The 15,203-nt window shown below is 42.0% G+C and carries 18 protein-coding genes; 17 read left to right on the forward strand and 1 reads right to left on the reverse strand.

The window, feature by feature from the left end; genetic code table 11:
• The 8 genes from spoIIIAA to WB217_RS16145 all read left to right on the forward strand — a co-directional run.
• A partial coding sequence (spoIIIAA, locus tag WB217_RS16110; protein WP_423994274.1) for a stage III sporulation protein AA occupies window positions 1-811 on the forward strand: 811 nt, incomplete at its 5' end.
• Window positions 812-1,327 (forward strand): stage III sporulation protein SpoIIIAB, encoded by a 516-nt coding sequence (spoIIIAB, locus tag WB217_RS16115; protein WP_423994276.1) that lies wholly within the window; start codon window positions 812-814, stop codon window positions 1,325-1,327.
• 19 nt (window positions 1,328-1,346) lie between these two features.
• Window positions 1,347-1,553, forward strand: a complete 207-nt coding sequence (spoIIIAC, locus tag WB217_RS16120) for a stage III sporulation protein AC (protein WP_077213937.1) — start codon at window positions 1,347-1,349, stop codon at window positions 1,551-1,553.
• Window positions 1,554-1,567: 14 nt separating this feature from the next.
• A complete protein-coding gene (spoIIIAD, locus tag WB217_RS16125) occupies window positions 1,568-1,957 on the forward strand; it encodes a stage III sporulation protein AD (protein WP_335375880.1) in 390 nt (129 codons plus the stop codon).
• A 30-nt stretch (window positions 1,958-1,987) separates the two neighbouring features.
• Window positions 1,988-3,187, forward strand: coding sequence for a stage III sporulation protein AE (gene spoIIIAE / locus WB217_RS16130; RefSeq protein WP_423994278.1), 1,200 nt, complete (start codon window positions 1,988-1,990; stop codon window positions 3,185-3,187).
• 10 nt (window positions 3,188-3,197) lie between these two features.
• The gene (gene spoIIIAF, locus WB217_RS16135; protein WP_423994279.1) at window positions 3,198-3,830 is read left to right on the forward strand and encodes a stage III sporulation protein AF; all 633 of its coding nucleotides are present in this window, start codon (window positions 3,198-3,200) and stop codon (window positions 3,828-3,830) included.
• Window positions 3,820-4,482 (forward strand): stage III sporulation protein AG, encoded by a 663-nt coding sequence (gene spoIIIAG, locus WB217_RS16140; RefSeq protein WP_423994281.1) that lies wholly within the window; start codon window positions 3,820-3,822, stop codon window positions 4,480-4,482. The genes spoIIIAF and spoIIIAG overlap by 11 nt, the downstream gene beginning before the upstream one ends.
• 3 nt (window positions 4,483-4,485) lie before the next feature.
• Window positions 4,486-5,034, forward strand: a complete 549-nt coding sequence (locus tag WB217_RS16145) for a SpoIIIAH-like family protein (protein WP_423994282.1) — start codon at window positions 4,486-4,488, stop codon at window positions 5,032-5,034.
• Window positions 5,035-5,067: 33 nt separating this feature from the next.
• Here the strand turns inward: WB217_RS16145 and WB217_RS16150 are convergent, their stop codons facing one another.
• Window positions 5,068-6,549 carry a methyl-accepting chemotaxis protein gene (locus WB217_RS16150; RefSeq protein ID WP_423994283.1) on the reverse strand — a complete coding sequence of 494 codons (1,482 nt, stop codon included), beginning with the start codon at window positions 6,547-6,549 and terminating at the stop codon, window positions 5,068-5,070.
• A 217-nt stretch (window positions 6,550-6,766) separates the two neighbouring features.
• Here WB217_RS16150 and accB point away from each other — a divergent pair, with 217 nt between their 5' ends.
• The 9 genes from accB to dxs form a co-directional block, all read left to right on the forward strand.
• Window positions 6,767-7,270, forward strand: coding sequence for an acetyl-CoA carboxylase biotin carboxyl carrier protein (gene accB, locus WB217_RS16155; protein ID WP_423994285.1), 504 nt, complete (start codon window positions 6,767-6,769; stop codon window positions 7,268-7,270).
• A gap of 12 nt (window positions 7,271-7,282) precedes the next feature.
• Window positions 7,283-8,638 (forward strand): acetyl-CoA carboxylase biotin carboxylase subunit, encoded by a 1,356-nt coding sequence (accC, locus tag WB217_RS16160; protein WP_423994287.1) that lies wholly within the window; start codon window positions 7,283-7,285, stop codon window positions 8,636-8,638.
• A 14-nt stretch (window positions 8,639-8,652) separates the two neighbouring features.
• Complete coding sequence (locus WB217_RS16165; RefSeq protein ID WP_207499945.1) at window positions 8,653-9,063, forward strand: Asp23/Gls24 family envelope stress response protein; 411 nt, start codon at window positions 8,653-8,655, stop codon at window positions 9,061-9,063.
• 350 nt (window positions 9,064-9,413) lie between these two features.
• Window positions 9,414-9,806: a transcription antitermination factor NusB gene (gene nusB, locus WB217_RS16170; RefSeq protein WP_335431263.1), complete on the forward strand. Its 393-nt coding sequence runs from the start codon at window positions 9,414-9,416 to the stop codon at window positions 9,804-9,806.
• A gap of 55 nt (window positions 9,807-9,861) precedes the next feature.
• Entirely contained in the window at window positions 9,862-10,734 is an 873-nt protein-coding gene (gene folD, locus WB217_RS16175) for a bifunctional methylenetetrahydrofolate dehydrogenase/methenyltetrahydrofolate cyclohydrolase FolD (protein WP_423994288.1), read from the forward strand.
• 195 nt (window positions 10,735-10,929) lie between these two features.
• On the forward strand, window positions 10,930-12,288 hold the full coding sequence (xseA, locus tag WB217_RS16180; RefSeq protein WP_423994289.1) for an exodeoxyribonuclease VII large subunit: 1,359 nt from the start codon (window positions 10,930-10,932) through the stop codon (window positions 12,286-12,288).
• Window positions 12,278-12,511 (forward strand): exodeoxyribonuclease VII small subunit, encoded by a 234-nt coding sequence (locus tag WB217_RS16185; protein WP_423994293.1) that lies wholly within the window; start codon window positions 12,278-12,280, stop codon window positions 12,509-12,511. Before xseA ends, WB217_RS16185 begins: the two co-directional genes overlap by 11 nt.
• Window positions 12,512-12,513: 2 nt before the next feature.
• On the forward strand, window positions 12,514-13,407 hold the full coding sequence (locus WB217_RS16190) for a polyprenyl synthetase family protein (protein WP_423994290.1): 894 nt from the start codon (window positions 12,514-12,516) through the stop codon (window positions 13,405-13,407).
• A 265-nt stretch (window positions 13,408-13,672) separates the two neighbouring features.
• The coding region (dxs, locus tag WB217_RS16195; protein WP_423994292.1) for a 1-deoxy-D-xylulose-5-phosphate synthase at window positions 13,673-15,203 on the forward strand (1,531 nt) is incomplete at its 3' end.

The raw sequence follows: 15,203 nt of genomic DNA on the forward strand, positions 1-15,203 counted from the left end.
GGAAATAACGGTAAGAGGCAAACCACAATTCTTGCCGTATATCATTCCCCCCGAGGATGCTGTCCAGCTCTTGAACAAGCTTGGGCATTTTTCTATGTATACGTTGGAAGAAGAACTGAAGCGGGGGTATATCACGATTGCAGGCGGCCATAGAGTGGGGCTGGCGGGCAAGGTGATACTTGAAAATGGCTCAGTAAAAGCCATCAGGGATATTTCTTCATTTAATTTTAGAATTGCCAGGGAAAAAATCGGAATAGCAGAACCGCTCTTGCCCTTTTTATATCAAAATGGCTGGAAGCATACGATGATTATCGGCCCGCCTCAGACTGGGAAGACAACATTGCTGAGGGATATCGCAAGGCTGATTTCCAGTGGTGTGCAGCAAAAGAAGCTGCCTCCTCTTAAAGCAGGCATTGTCGATGAAAGGTCGGAAATAGCGGGTTGTGTAAAAGGAGTTCCACAACTCACCTTTGGGCCCAGAGTGGATATTCTCGATTCTTGCCCTAAAGCCGAAGGAATGATGATGATGATCCGATCAATGAGCCCAGATGTCCTGGTTGTGGATGAGATTGGCCGTAAGGAAGATGGGGAGGCAATTCTCGAGGCGGTGAATGCAGGGATAAAGCTGATCATGACAACCCATGGCGATTCCCTCGAGGATATTAAAAAGCGACCAACATTGAAACCAATCCTTGAAATGGGTATTTTTGATCGATTTGTTGAGCTTAACAGGGTTTCCGGGCCAGGTACCATCACTTCGATAAAAGACGCTAATGGCAAAGAAATCCTGCAAAAAGTGAGAGTGACATAAATGGTGAAAATAATTGGTGCGGTGATGATCATCCTGGCCACGACATGGACAGGTTTTGAGGCATCCAGACATTTAAGTGAACGTCCGCGGCAGCTGCGGCTCTTGAAGTCAGCACTGCAGTCACTGGAGGCGGAAATCATGTATGGGCACACCCCTCTGCACGAAGCATCAAGGAAACTTGCAGCTCAGCTTTCAAAGCCTTTGTCCTGGTTTTTTGAAACCTTTTCGAAAAAATTGACTGAATCCGAAACGACTGTAAAGTCTGCATGGGAAGAAAGTCTGTCAGAGGTCTGGAAATTAACTGCGTTCAAGCAGGGCGAATTTGAGATCATGAAACAATTCGGCGAGACACTTGGAAGACATGACAGGCATTCTCAGCAAAAACAAATTTTGCTTACGATTTCACATCTGGAAAGAGAAGAAACAGATGCCTGCGAAAGGCAGATGAAATACGAGAAAATGATGAAAAGCATTGGATTTCTATCTGGCTTATTATTAATCATTTTATTGATGTAGCGTTTAGGAGGAGGACAAGATGGGTCTAGAAGTGGATATTATCTTTAAAATCGCAGGTGTTGGCATCGTCGTTGCTTTTTTGCACACTATCCTCGACCAGGTAGGCAAAAAGGAGTATGCACAATGGGTAACATTGTTCGGATTCATCTATATACTTTTCATGGTCGCTTCAATTGTCGATGAACTCTTTCAAAAAATTAAATCTGTATTCCTATTTCAAGGGTAAGGGAGGGCTTTGCCATTGAAATCCTTCAAATAGTTGGTGTAGCGCTGATTGCAACCTTTCTTGCACTGATTGTGAAAGAGCAAAAGCCTAACTTTGCATTTTTATTGATCGTTTTTACAGGGTCTGCAATCTTTCTTTTCCTTGTTGATCAAATCTACCAAATCATATTTATGATCCAAAAGCTGGCGGCAAATGCTCGTGTGAATCTTGTCTATGTGGAAACAATCCTGAAAATCATTGGGATAGCATATATTGCAGAATTTGCAGCCCAAATTACCAAAGACGCAGGTCAGGGGGCAATCGCTTCTAAAATTGAACTAGGAGGGAAAATCCTGATCCTTGCTATGGCAATCCCAATACTCACCGTAATGATCGAAACAATCATTCGCTTAATCCCGGGCTGAACTTAGAGTCTCGTATGAAGAGGTGTAAATATGAAGCAGCGGCTGCAGTTCATTCTAGGCATCATTCTTATCCAACTGTTTTTTTTCGGTCCGATTGTACAAGCTGCCGGAGAAGAAAATGACTCGAATCTATTGATAAATCCTGATCAAATTGCGAAGTCCCAGCTTGAGAATCTTAATATCGATGAGCTTAAGGGATTTTGGGAAGATATCATCGATAAATATGACGGTTATTTGCCAGAAAGCCAGAAAGGCAGCTTATATGATTTCATAAGCGGAGAAAAAGAGTTTTCGATGAAGGCCTGGTTTAAAGGCATCCTGAATTTTGCCTTTCATGAATTCATTGTTAATGGAAAGCTTCTGGGATCATTGATTTTGCTTACTGTCTTCAGTATGTTTCTCCAGGCTTTGCAGAATTCCTTTGAAAAAAGCACAATCAGTAAGGTCGCCTATTCGATTGTGTTCATGGTCTTGATCATTATTGCTCTCAATAGCTTCCATGTAGTCGTCGATTACACGAATGACGCGATTGGGACGATGATTCAATTCATACTTGCCTTAATACCGCTCTTGCTTGCATTAATGGCGACTTCTGGAGGATTGATATCGGCAGCTTTCTTCCATCCAGTGATCATTTTTATGATGAATACGAGCGGTATGTTCATCCAATATGTGGTACTGCCGTTATTATTTCTGTCGACTCTTCTTAGCATTGTCAGCATATTGTCTGAGCACTACAAGGTCACTCAGCTTGCCAGCATGCTCCGGAATTGGAGTGTGGGACTGCTCGGAATCTTGTTGACTGTGTTTCTTGGAGTCATTTCCGTACAAGGGGCATCTGCGGCTGTGACAGACGGCGTAACCGTGAAGACTGCAAAATTTATTACCGGGAATTTTGTGCCTGTCATCGGTCGGGTTTTCACAGATGCAACAGATACAGTCATCAGTGCATCGATGCTGCTGAAAAATACTGTTGGCCTCGCAGGTGTGGCAATTCTATTGATCATTGCCGCATTTCCAGCCGTTAAAATTCTGATGGTTGCCTTCATCTATAAATTCGCAGCCGCGATTCTGCAGCCATTAGGCGGGGGTCCTGTGATTACATGCCTGGATATCATCAGCAAAAGCATCATATACGTATTTGCTGCCTTGGGAATTGTCTCATTAATGTTTTTCCTGACGATTACAGTCATTATCGCCGCTGGAAATTTAACGATGATGGTGAGATAGGGGGATAAGGATGGATTTTTTAAAAGAGTGGGTTACGAATATCATCATTTTTATCCTCCTGGCAACTGTCCTGGATATGCTGCTGCCGAATTCAAGCTTCCAGAAATACACCAAGATCGTAACTGGCCTAATTCTGATTGCTATTATACTTTCACCAATTATGAAACTCTTCACAACTGATTTTGAAACAGCAATCGCTTCGATTAGCCAATTTAATAGTCAGGATGAAGAAAAAAATATAAAAAATTCAATAGAAATTCAGAAAAAAGAAATACAAGCATCCCAGCATGCATATATTTTAGAAACAATGGCTGTCCAATTAAAAACAGCCGCAGAGGAGGAGTTGATGGAGCAGCAAGGAATGGAGATTGCTAATATCGAGCTTGAAGTAAATGATCAGGATCAGCGGCCTTTCCCAGAAAACCTTCAATATGTCATTGTGCATGTGAAGGAAGCAGAAAATGAGGGAGAGACTGTGGCAGTAGTAAGAGAAGTAGAAATTGATACAGACGCACCCCTTCCATCAAAACAAACCTCTAAGAATACAGATCAAATATCTTCTCTTCTGTCAGAAAAATGGAACGTTCCTGAAAGCTCTATTCAAATAATGATAGAAGGGGGGAGTGACGAACATGGACAATGAAAAAGGTCCTTTGACCTGGCTTAAAAAACTATTAGGGAGCAAAGATGGGCCGCCTGGCAAGAAATCAGGCAAATATCAATATTTGATGATCGTAGTCCTCTTCGGTACCGCCATCATGCTAATGGGAAATATACTCGGGGATAAAAATCCTGCTGATGCAGTTGTCCCAGCAGTGAAGGAAGCTGGATCTGAGGAAGATACCGCTGTATTCGGCCAGAAAAAAAGTGCTGGAAATGACGTCATTTCCGAGTATGAAGAAGCCTATGAAGCCCAGCTCACAGAAATGCTGGAGGGAATAAACGGCGTTGGAGATGTAACCGTTTTTGTCAATGTCGATGCAACTGATAAAAAGGTTCTGGAAAAAAATACGAACCTCCAATCCCAGACTACAAACGAAACCGACCGTGAAGGCGGTACGCGGAAAGTCGAGGAGGCTTCAAAGGATGAGCAGCTTGTTTTAGTACGGAATGGTGAAAAAGAGGTTCCACTTGTCCTTGAAACCAAGAAACCAGAAATTAGAGGTGTTCTGGTTGTGGCAAAGGGAGCTGAAAATATACAAATCAAAAAATGGATCATCGAGGCTGTCACAAGGGCGCTTGATGTTCCCAATCACCGCGTGGCAGTAATGCCTAAAAAATCTAAGGGGGATTAATAGATGTTATTAAAAAAGCAAACTGTATGGTTATTGACAATGCTAAGCCTAGTGGTCGTACTTTCGGTGTATTACATTACTTCACCTGAGCAGCAAAAGGGGGCTGATCTTGCTGGAGTAGAACAGAAACAGACAGACAATAAAGAAACTGCAGCAACTGAATCTAAGGATGGATCAACAGTAATTTCAGGAATTGCAAGCGATGAAAAGTTTGAAGCTTTGCGTATGAACCTCGAAGAAAAGCGTACAGAAATGAAGGAAGACCTTCAGACAATCTTAGCTTCAACTGACCTTCCTGCTGAAGAACGCAGCAATGCAATTGAAAAGATGAACCAGCTGGATGAAATCGCACAAAAAGAAGGGGTACTTGAAACATTAATCCAATCAATGGGATATGAAGATGCATTGGTTCGTGCAGATGGTGAAAACGTCAGAATTACAGTAAAAGCAAAAGATCATTCTGCTTCAGCTGCAAATGAAATCATTCAGATGGTAAGGACTGAACTTGGATCACTACAGCCTGTAGCCGTTTCATTTGAACCATCTAAATAAGATACACAAAAAGGGAAAGCGAATGCTTTCCCTTTAACTTTGATGCAATTTTAATAAATTATCTAATGATTCATGCGCGACTTCTACTGATTTAAATAGTTGTTCATGATGCTGGCTTTGAACATGTGCTGCTGATGAAATTTCCTCCAGTGCGGCACTGGCCTGCTGAATGACTGAGCTAAACCCGGCGATTGTTCCTTCGATCGCTATAGACGATTCAAGGATGCTTCTTGTAAATGTATCCTGCTCCGAAATGTCGCTTTTTAAATTTTTAAATGCGTAATGAATCGTATCGAATGCTTCCATTGTTTCTGCTGCTAGCTCCAGATTTTGAGTGAGCTTATCAGCAGTGAAGTTTACGCCTTCCTTCGTCCTTGATGTATCAAACATGACGCTCTTTAAATTATCCGTTATCTGGGTTGCGGTGCTGCTCGTGATGTCTGCGAGCTTTCTCACTTCATCTGCTACTACTGCGAATCCTTTGCCGCTTTCTCCTGCGCGGGCTGCCTCAATGGAAGCATTTAAAGCCAGAAGATTTGTCTGAGCTGCAATCCCTTGTATATCTGATGCAAAATTGGATGTTTCTTTCACCAGGGAAGAAAGCGACAGGATATGTTGATTCACAGATTTCATGTTTTCATATGAAGAGGTCAATTCTTTAATCAGCCTCCTCATTAATTCATCGCCTTTATCAGATACCTTCTCAGCTGACATTGCATCCTGATGGAGCTTTTCCACAAGTGATGATGTCCTTGATATGTCTTGGTTGGTTCTTTCTAGAGTCTGGGTTATGTCAACGATCGAATCAGATTGAATATGGATGCCGGCTGAAATTTCCGTAACTGAATGTGTCATCTCAATCGAAGATTCGTAGTTTTCCCGACTCATTAATTTTACATCATCAATCAGGTTTGATATGCTTTTTGTATTATTCTCAATTATTTTTCTTGTCTCTAAATCTTTCAATAACAAGCTTTCCGATTCCTGTTGAGCCGAAACGATTGTCTCAGCCAGTTTATTGGAAATGGAAAACTGGAAGCTTAGCATGACGGTAATCAACATATACAACAGATAAATCGTTACATAATTTTTTGTTTCTAGCGGCAATTCATGTTGGTGAAGATAGGTGAAAATTGTAATAATCGCAAACCCTAATCCTGAGCCTAGCAAGAGAATTTTTCGGTCCATGTAAATGGCTGCTGCAGCTAGGATGAAATACAGCAATATATAAGCAGTAGGCGAAACGCTCGTCTCCATGATCAAGAATAATACGCCGGAGACGATAACAACAGATAGATATGGGATGAAGGCGGTCAGCTTTCTGAGATAATGAAGGATTGCCACTATCCCTACTCCTGCCCCGCCGCCTGCTATGATAGAAAGAATCACAGCAAGGTCTTTCTTCATTGCAGTGTCGACTGCCGCTGCCAATATGACAGAAACTAGAGTGGCTTTAACGATCAATGAATTCTTTCTTGCCAGATCCTCTATCTTGATTTCTTCAATATTTTTCATTAAGTGTCTTCCCCTCTTCAAATCAAGCTAATGTTATATTCGCTAAAAATTTCGCGATTCCTGTCGAATGAATTCACTTTTTTTTCAGAAAATATTAAAATGAATGAGAAAGACATGTAAGAGAGAAGATTACCGTAATATATTGAATTTGTACATGGTATTATCGTATAGTATTAGTATCTAGTCTTAATCATGAAATGGACAAGGGGTGCCCAAAATGTTAAAAGTTCAAGAAATCAGAGAGTTAATTAAATTAGTAGACCAATCGAGCATAGACGAGTTTTCGTACGAGTATGAAGGATCAAAAATAAAAATGAAAAAGCATGGAGCAGAGAAAAAGATCGAGCAGGTTCAGCAACCTGTTTCGTCCCCTGCATCACAGCCAGTTGCAGCTGTACAAGAGCTAGTTAAGCCAGAGACTAAGGCTGAAGCGGCAGCTGTCCAGGAAGTGAAGCAGGAAGAAGCCAAGGATACTTCAAACTTACATAAAATCGTTTCTCCGATGGTTGGAACTTTCTATCAATCTTCCTCACCTGATGCAGAGGCTTATGTAAAAGAAGGTTCAAAGGTCAGCAAGGATTCCATTGTGTGCATCGTCGAGGCTATGAAGCTGTTTAACGAAATTGAAGCCGAAATAAATGGGGAAATTGTTGAAGTTCTTGCAAAAGACGGGCAGCTTGTTGAATACGGCCAGCCTTTATTCTTGGTCAAGCCCGAATAAGGAGCGATATGAATGATAAAAAAATTATTGATAGCCAACAGAGGAGAAATTGCAGTCCGAGTTATTCGTGCCTGCCGGGAGCTTGGCGTTGAATCAGTTGCGGTTTTTTCAGAAGCAGACAGGGAATCACTTCATGTACAACTCGCTGATGAAGCCTATTGCATTGGTCCGAAAGCTTCAAAGGACAGCTATTTAAATTTCACCAATATTATTAGCGTAGCAAAATTGACAGGCTGCGATGCTATCCATCCAGGATATGGTTTCCTCGCTGAAAACGCCGATTTTGCAGAGCTTTGCAGAGAATGCAATATCATATTCGTCGGTCCAACTCCAGAAGCGATTCAGAAAATGGGGACGAAGGACGTTGCAAGGGAAACGATGAAGGAAGCGAATGTACCGATTGTACCAGGCTCACAGGGAATCATCGAAAGTACGGATGATGCTATCAGCCTTGCTAATGATATTGGTTATCCAGTTATCATCAAAGCGACTGCCGGCGGAGGTGGAAAAGGCATCCGTGTGGCAAGAACGGAACAGGAAATGATAAAAGGAATCAATATAACACAGCAGGAAGCTATGACTGCGTTTGGAAATCCAGGCGTATATATCGAAAAGTACATTGAAGACTTCCGACATGTAGAAATCCAGGTGCTGGCTGACAACTACGGGAATACCATCCATCTTGGTGAACGCGATTGTTCAATCCAAAGACGCCTGCAAAAATTGCTTGAAGAAACACCTTCTCCTGCCTTGGATGGTGAAATCAGGGCTGAAATGGGCGAAGCGGCTGTAAAAGCGGCCAAAGCAGTTGATTATACAGGTGCCGGCACGGTAGAATTTATATATGATTATCGCAATCGCAAATTTTATTTCATGGAAATGAATACACGCATCCAGGTTGAACACCCTGTTACGGAAATGGTTACTGGTGTCGACTTGATCAAGGAACAGATTAAAATAGCATCAGGAGAAAGGCTGAACCTTAAACAGGAAGATGTGCAATTTAACGGCTGGGCAATTGAGTGCCGCATTAATGCAGAGAATCCTGCGAAAAATTTCATGCCTTCTGCCGGTAAAATTAAAATGTACCTGCCTCCAGGCGGTTTTGGTGTTAGAATAGATTCAGCGGCATATCCCGGCTATACGATTCCGCCTTACTATGATTCAATGATAGCGAAGGTTATAACTTACGGAAGCAGCCGTGAAGAAGCGATTGACCGCATGAAGAGAGCCCTCAGCGAATTTGTGGTAGAAGGGATCCATACTACGATTCCATTCCATCTTAAGCTGCTGAACCATGAGGAGTTCGTGGAAGGGCAATTCAATACGAAATTCTTGGAAACACACGATTTAATGAGAGAAGAATAATAGGAGGTCTAGCCATGAGTGAACAGCAACATTTACTTGAAATGAGTCATGATGAAAACGGCTTAGGAAAAGTAGAAATTGCACCTGAAGTAATTGAAGTCATTGCAAGCATTGCTGCATCAGAAGTAGAAGGCGTAATGCAAATGCGCGGCAGCTTTGCTGCAGGCGTCGTTGAAAGACTGGGAAAGAAAAATCACGGCAAAGGTGTAAAGGTTGAACTTGCTGAAGAAGGAATCAAGGTCGACGTATATTGCGTGATGAAATTTGGTGTGTCCATCCCGGTAGTTGCTCAGAAAATCCAGGATAACATCCGCCAGGCATTATTGAACATGACAGCACTTGACGCAACTGAAGTCAATATCCATGTCGTTGGTATTCAATTCGAAAACCAAAAAGTAGAACCAGAAGTAGAACAGGAAATTTAATAGCGGAACCAAAGGCATATTTTGTGTGCCTTTGGTTTTTTTTGTTTTGGTGTGTAAGGTGGCAATTTCATAAAACTGTTGATTAGAGCGGAAATCTAACAGCGCCATATTTCCCCTCCAATCCAAAAAATTGACTATAGAAAAACTCCATTTTCATCCAGTTAGTCTCCAGTTTGCACAGCCTGTTAAAAAAACTGTATATTTCTTAGCCTAAAAAATGGTACTTTTATAATTTGTTTTGATTAACTTTTTCTAAAAAGTGAAAAATAATAGGAAACCATGCGCAAAGAGTTATGTTATGCTATTATTTTGTTAGAATCAGACAAGCCATAAAGGAGCTAATGAATAGAATGAAAAGAAGAACAGCAAGAGAAAAGGCCCTCCAGGCCTTATTCCAGATTGATATAAGCAAGGTAGAAGCATCAGACGCAATTGAGCATGTACTGGAAGAAGAAGCGGGAGATGATTACCTCGACAAGCTTGTGTACGGAACTGTTCAGCACCAAGAGGAAATAGATGAGGAAATCAAAGTTTATTTGGAAAAGTGGTCAATTGACAGACTTGCTGCTGTTGACCGCAACTTGCTGCGCCTAGCCGTATACGAATTGAAGTACTGCAATGATGAAGTGCCAGTAAATGTCGTTCTTGATGAAGCAATAGAAATTGCTAAATTATATGGGGATGACCAATCAAGCCGATTTGTAAATGGAGTTCTGTCTAAGGTGAAGCAGAGTATTTCCTAATACCATTAAAAAGAGGCAGGTTGGACCCTCCCTGATCAATTAGGGGGAGAAAAGTATGGCTGCTATTATTATTGATGGAAAAGAAATCGCTAAAAAGAAAAAACTGGAAATCATTGACCAGGTAAAAGAAATGAAAAAACAGGATTTCACTCCTGGACTGGCTGTTATTCTGGTTGGTGATAACCAGGCTTCAAGAACATATGTTGACAGTAAGCAAAAAACCGCTCGAGATTTAGGGATGCATAATGTTTTGATTGAGTATCCTGCCTCTATAACAGAGCACGAATTATTGGCTAAGATCAATGAATTGAACGATGATGATTCAATTCATGGCATTTTAGTCCAGCTTCCGCTTCCAGCTCATATCAACGAAACAAATCTAATTGAAACAATTTCTCCAGAAAAAGATGTAGATGGCTTCCATCCCCTTAACATCGGCCGGATGATGACGGGGCAGGACGCATTTTTGCCATGTACTCCATACGGAGTCATGGTGATGCTGGAGGAAATAAGACTTGACCTTGCTGGAAAGCATGTGGTTATTGTCGGCAGAAGCAATATTGTAGGTAAGCCGGCAGGCCAGTTGTTTTTAAAGGAAAATGCGACAGTTACATATTGCCATTCGAAGACGAAGGATCTTGCGGAGTATACAAAAAAAGCTGATATCGTCGTTTCCGCTGTTGGAAAAGCAGGCTTGATCACTGCCGATCATATAAAGCCGGGAGCAGTAGTTATTGATGTCGGCATGAACCGGGATGAGCAAGGAAAACTTTGCGGGGACGTGGCCTATGCAGAGGTTAAGGAGAAGGCAGGGTATATCACCCCTGTTCCTGGCGGCGTAGGACCAATGACAATCGCGATGCTAATGTACAATACATTGAAATCCGCAAAAAATCACCTGAATAATCTTCAAAATTCAAATATCTAAGGTGTGATACTGTCTATATCTGTTATAGTTGGAAGCTCTAAGTTCGCTATTGTTAAGTGACGAATCGAGGTTCTAAATTTATAATAGGTATGGGCAGTTTTTTATTAGGACTTTTCCGTAATAGACGTTCTGTCGCAACTAGACCCGAACACAATATAATATGGTGCATTATATGTTTAGCAAAAGGAGTTTTCTATGGATAATCAGCGTTATCTCACCGTCAACGCTCTCACCAAATACATTAAACGAAAATTTGATGCTGATCCGCATCTCCAGGATGTTTTTATAAAAGGGGAAATCTCAAATTTTAAACGTCATTCGAGCGGACATATGTATTTCACGCTCAAGGATGAAAAGGCGAGAATCCTTGCAGTGATGTTCTCAAGTGCAAATCGTTACATGAAATTCAAGCCTGAAAATGGGATGAAGGTATTGGTTCGTGGAGAAATATCTGTATATGAAGGCAGCGGTCAATATCAGGTATACATAAAAGAAATGAAAACCGATGGTGTAGGTGATTTATTCGTCGCCTACGAACAGTTAAAGAAGAGGCTTGAGCAAGAGGGGCTTTTTTCTCCGCAATACAAGATGCCAATTCCTAAATATCCTAAAGCAGTAGGTATCGTTACTTCGCCAACAGGTGCTGCCATAAGAGATATTTTAACCACGATAAAAAGAAGATACCCTATCACAAAGGTTCTGATTTATCCGGCCTTGGTCCAAGGAGATCAGGGTGCGCCATCAATCGTAAAGGCTATCCAAAAAGCCAATGAAAGAATGGATGTCGATGTCCTGATCATTGGTCGTGGCGGTGGATCAATAGAGGAATTGTGGGCTTTTAATGAAGAGGCTGTTGCCCGTGCAATTTTTGCTTCGAAAATACCGATTATTTCTGCAGTAGGGCATGAAACAGATTTTACGATAGCAGACTTCGTTGCCGATTTGAGGGCACCAACTCCTACAGGGGCAGCAGAGCTGGCAGTACCCCATATCCAGGAGCTGCTTGAACGCGTTATGAATCGGGAAACGAGGCTCCTCAGGGCAATGAGGGAAAAGGTTTTCTTTCAGCAGGAGCGTTATCAGCGGCTGATTCGCTCTTATGCGTTCCGCTATCCGAGGAAGTTATATGAGCAAAAGCTTGAGCAAGTAGACAAGCTGACGGAATCTCTAACCCGTGGAGCAAAAAAGCTTTATTCTATCAAACTTGACGAACATATGGGGCTTAGGAAAAGGCTGGATCGCAGCCACCCTGAGGAATTGAAGAAAATCTCGGCTGAAAAACATCAGAGGGTAACAAGGGCATTGAACAGAGCGATGGCTGCGGTTGTTTCTGAAAAGAGAAAAGAGTTCAATGGGATGATTTCAACCCTCGAAGCTTTAAGTCCGCTGAAAATCATGGATAGAGGCTACAGTCTTGCCTATACTGAGGATGGTAAACTAATTAAAAAAGTCGCCCAGGTAAAACCGGAGCGGAAAATATATGTAAAGCTTTCGGATGGCAGCTTTAAATGTGTCGTAACCGATATAGAGGAGAGTGCTAATGATGACAGATGAAAAAAAAATTACCTTTGAACAGGCTATGGAACAATTGGAAAGCATCGTGGAGAAGTTAGAAGAGGGAGACGTTCCCCTCGAAAAAGCGATTTCTTTTTATAAAGAAGGAATGGAGCTTTCGAAGCTTTGCCACGATAAGCTAAAGAATGTAGAATCGCAGCTTGCCGAGATCATTACAGAAGATGGACGGACTGAAGGTTTCTCCATAAATGAGGAGGAATAGCATTGCATCCTGTTTCACTGGAATCATTCACAAAGAAATATAAAGCTTTAGTTGAAGCTCGGCTTAGGGAAGCTGTAGGGACACTTGAAGCGCCTGAAAATCTTACAAAAGCCATGCTATATTCACTTGAAGCTGGCGGTAAAAGAATTCGTCCTCTATTGCTTTTTGCGGTGATTGACGCTTTTGGCAAAGATCCTGAACTGGGAGTGGACGCAGCTGCAGCGATTGAAATGGTCCATACATACTCACTCATCCATGATGATCTTCCCAGCATGGATGATGATGATTTAAGAAGGGGAAAACCGACTAACCATAAAGTTTTTGGTGAGGCAACAGCTATTCTTGCTGGTGATGCGTTATTGACACTGAGCTTTAATATGCTCGCTGATATCCCTGATGAATACGCCTCTGATAAAGTGAAATTGTCATTGATTAAAGGGTTGTCTAAGGCAGCGGGCGCTATCGGAATGGTAGGCGGCCAGGTTGCCGATATGGAAGGTGAAGACAAAGAACTGTCTCTTGAACAATTAGAATATATCCATATCAATAAGACTGGCAGACTTTTGGAATATAGCATCATCGCCGGTGCTGACATTGCTGGAGCGACTGCTGAACAAAAGGCTATCTTGTCCAAGTTTGCCTATCACATTGGCCTGGCATTCCAAATCCGGGATGACATCCTCGATCTTGAAGGCAGTGAGGATTTGATTGGTAAACCAGTTGGAAGCGATACAGAAAACCATAAGAGCACATATCCTGCGCTTCTCGGTCTTGCTGGTGCAAAAGATGCACTCGAAAACCATTTGCAGAGCGCAAAAGAAGCCTTAGCATCGACAAAACTTGAAGTTGCGGTACTTTTGGAGATTGCTGATTTAATCGGGTTACGTAACTATTAGCATCGGCTGTCGTTGAGAAGGCGTGAACCATGTGCTATAATTGGCTGTTAGCACGATAGTGTTAGCAGTTTTTTTTTACATAAATGACTTTTTCCTTAAAACGAGTTCTTAACTGAACGATAAATTCAATAAAATAGGATAAATTTATGGTTTAGCTTGAAAACCTTTCTTTACTTAATATATGTTATTACTAACAACTTTTTTGGAAAAACAGATAATCATATATCCGGATTATTAAGTCAGAAATGAAAGTGAGTGGTCCGTAATGGATCTTTTATCAATAAAAGACCCTTCCTTCTTGAAAAGTCTTTCTAATAAGGAACTGGAAGAATTAAGCGGGGAGATTCGGCAGTTTTTGATTGAAAAGCTATCGGTTACTGGGGGACACATTGGCCCGAACCTTGGTGTAGTTGAACTGACAATTGCCCTCCATAAGTGTTTTGACAGTCCTAAGGATAAATTTATTTGGGATGTCGGACATCAGTCTTATGTCCATAAGATTTTGACAGGAAGGGCATGCCAATTCGATACGCTAAGACAATATAAGGGCTTATGCGGTTTTCCGAAGATGATTGAAAGCGAGCATGATGTTTGGGAAACTGGCCATAGTTCTACATCCCTTTCTGCAGCAATGGGAATGGCGATTGCCAGAGATTTGAAAGGCGAAAATTCCCACATCGTACCGATTATTGGGGATGGTGCCCTCACAGGAGGCATGGCTCTTGAAGCCCTCAACCATATCGGCCATGAAAAAAAGAAACTGATCGTCATCCTGAATGATAACGAAATGTCGATTGCTCCCAATGTCGGCGCTTTACACAGTGTCCTTGGCCGTTTGAGGACTGCAGGTAAATATCATTGGGTAAAAGATGAGCTTGAGTTGCTTTTAAAGAAAGTGCCGGCAATTGGAGGACAACTGGCGGCAACAGCAGAGAGAATAAAAGACAGCCTAAAGTATTTATTTGTATCGGGAATCTTTTTTGAAGAATTAGGATTTACCTACCTTGGTCCGGTAGATGGTCATAATTATGAAGATTTATTTGAAAACCTGGCTTATGCAAAAAAACAGGATGGGCCGGTATTGCTTCATGTGATCACGAAAAAAGGGAAGGGCTATAACCCTGCTGAAAATGATAAAATTGGCACTTGGCACGGAACAGGACCTTACAAAATGGAAACTGGTGACTTTGTGAAGCCAGATTACGCTCCGCCTGCATGGAGCAAGCTTGTCAGTGAGACTGTGAGGAAAATTGCAAGAACGGATGACCGGGTTGTTGCTGTCACTCCTGCCATGCCAGTAGGTTCGAAACTAGAGGGCTTCGCAAGCGAGTTTCCTGACAGGATGATTGATGTTGGAATCGCAGAACAGCATGCCACAACATTTGCTGCCGGGCTTGCAACGCAAAATATGAAACCTTTCCTTGCTATTTATTCGACATTCCTGCAGCGTGCCTATGACCAGGTCGTCCACGATATTTGCCGACAGAACCTGAATGTCTTTATCGGGATTGACCGCGCAGGCCTTGTAGGGGCTGATGGAGAGACACATCAGGGAGTGTTTGATATTGCGTTCTTAAGACATCTTCCTAATATGGTGTTAATGATGCCTAAGGATGAAAATGAAGGACAACATATGGTATATACCGCTATGAAATATGATGATGGTCCAATCGCAATGAGATATCCGCGCGGCAATGGATTGGGAGTTCCTATGGATGATGAATTAAAGGTAATTCCAATCGGAACATGGGAAGTTCTTCGTGAGGGTGAGGATGCAGCCATCCTGACCTTCGGAA

Origin of the sequence: Mesobacillus sp., from assembly GCF_049588175.1 — a bacterium.
Classification (GTDB): Bacteria; Bacillota; Bacilli; order Bacillales; family Cytobacillaceae; genus Mesobacillus.

What these genes read in the sequence shown, in the direction of transcription:
- spoIIIAB (WP_423994276.1), top strand. Translation starts at nt 812, where the DNA reads ATGGTGAAAATAATTGGTGCGGTGATGATCATCCTGGCCACGACATGG.
- spoIIIAC (WP_077213937.1), top strand. Translation starts at nt 1,347, where the DNA reads ATGGGTCTAGAAGTGGATATTATCTTTAAAATCGCAGGTGTTGGCATC.
- spoIIIAE (WP_423994278.1), top strand. Translation starts at nt 1,988, where the DNA reads ATGAAGCAGCGGCTGCAGTTCATTCTAGGCATCATTCTTATCCAACTG.
- spoIIIAF (WP_423994279.1), top strand. Translation starts at nt 3,198, where the DNA reads ATGGATTTTTTAAAAGAGTGGGTTACGAATATCATCATTTTTATCCTC.
- spoIIIAG (WP_423994281.1), top strand. Translation starts at nt 3,820, where the DNA reads ATGGACAATGAAAAAGGTCCTTTGACCTGGCTTAAAAAACTATTAGGG.
- WB217_RS16145 (WP_423994282.1), top strand. Translation starts at nt 4,486, where the DNA reads ATGTTATTAAAAAAGCAAACTGTATGGTTATTGACAATGCTAAGCCTA.
- WB217_RS16150 (WP_423994283.1), bottom strand. Translation starts at nt 6,549, where the DNA reads ATGAAAAATATTGAAGAAATCAAGATAGAGGATCTGGCAAGAAAGAAT.
- accB (WP_423994285.1), top strand. Translation starts at nt 6,767, where the DNA reads ATGTTAAAAGTTCAAGAAATCAGAGAGTTAATTAAATTAGTAGACCAA.
- accC (WP_423994287.1), top strand. Translation starts at nt 7,283, where the DNA reads ATGATAAAAAAATTATTGATAGCCAACAGAGGAGAAATTGCAGTCCGA.
- WB217_RS16165 (WP_207499945.1), top strand. Translation starts at nt 8,653, where the DNA reads ATGAGTGAACAGCAACATTTACTTGAAATGAGTCATGATGAAAACGGC.
- nusB (WP_335431263.1), top strand. Translation starts at nt 9,414, where the DNA reads ATGAAAAGAAGAACAGCAAGAGAAAAGGCCCTCCAGGCCTTATTCCAG.
- folD (WP_423994288.1), top strand. Translation starts at nt 9,862, where the DNA reads ATGGCTGCTATTATTATTGATGGAAAAGAAATCGCTAAAAAGAAAAAA.
- xseA (WP_423994289.1), top strand. Translation starts at nt 10,930, where the DNA reads ATGGATAATCAGCGTTATCTCACCGTCAACGCTCTCACCAAATACATT.
- WB217_RS16185 (WP_423994293.1), top strand. Translation starts at nt 12,278, where the DNA reads ATGACAGATGAAAAAAAAATTACCTTTGAACAGGCTATGGAACAATTG.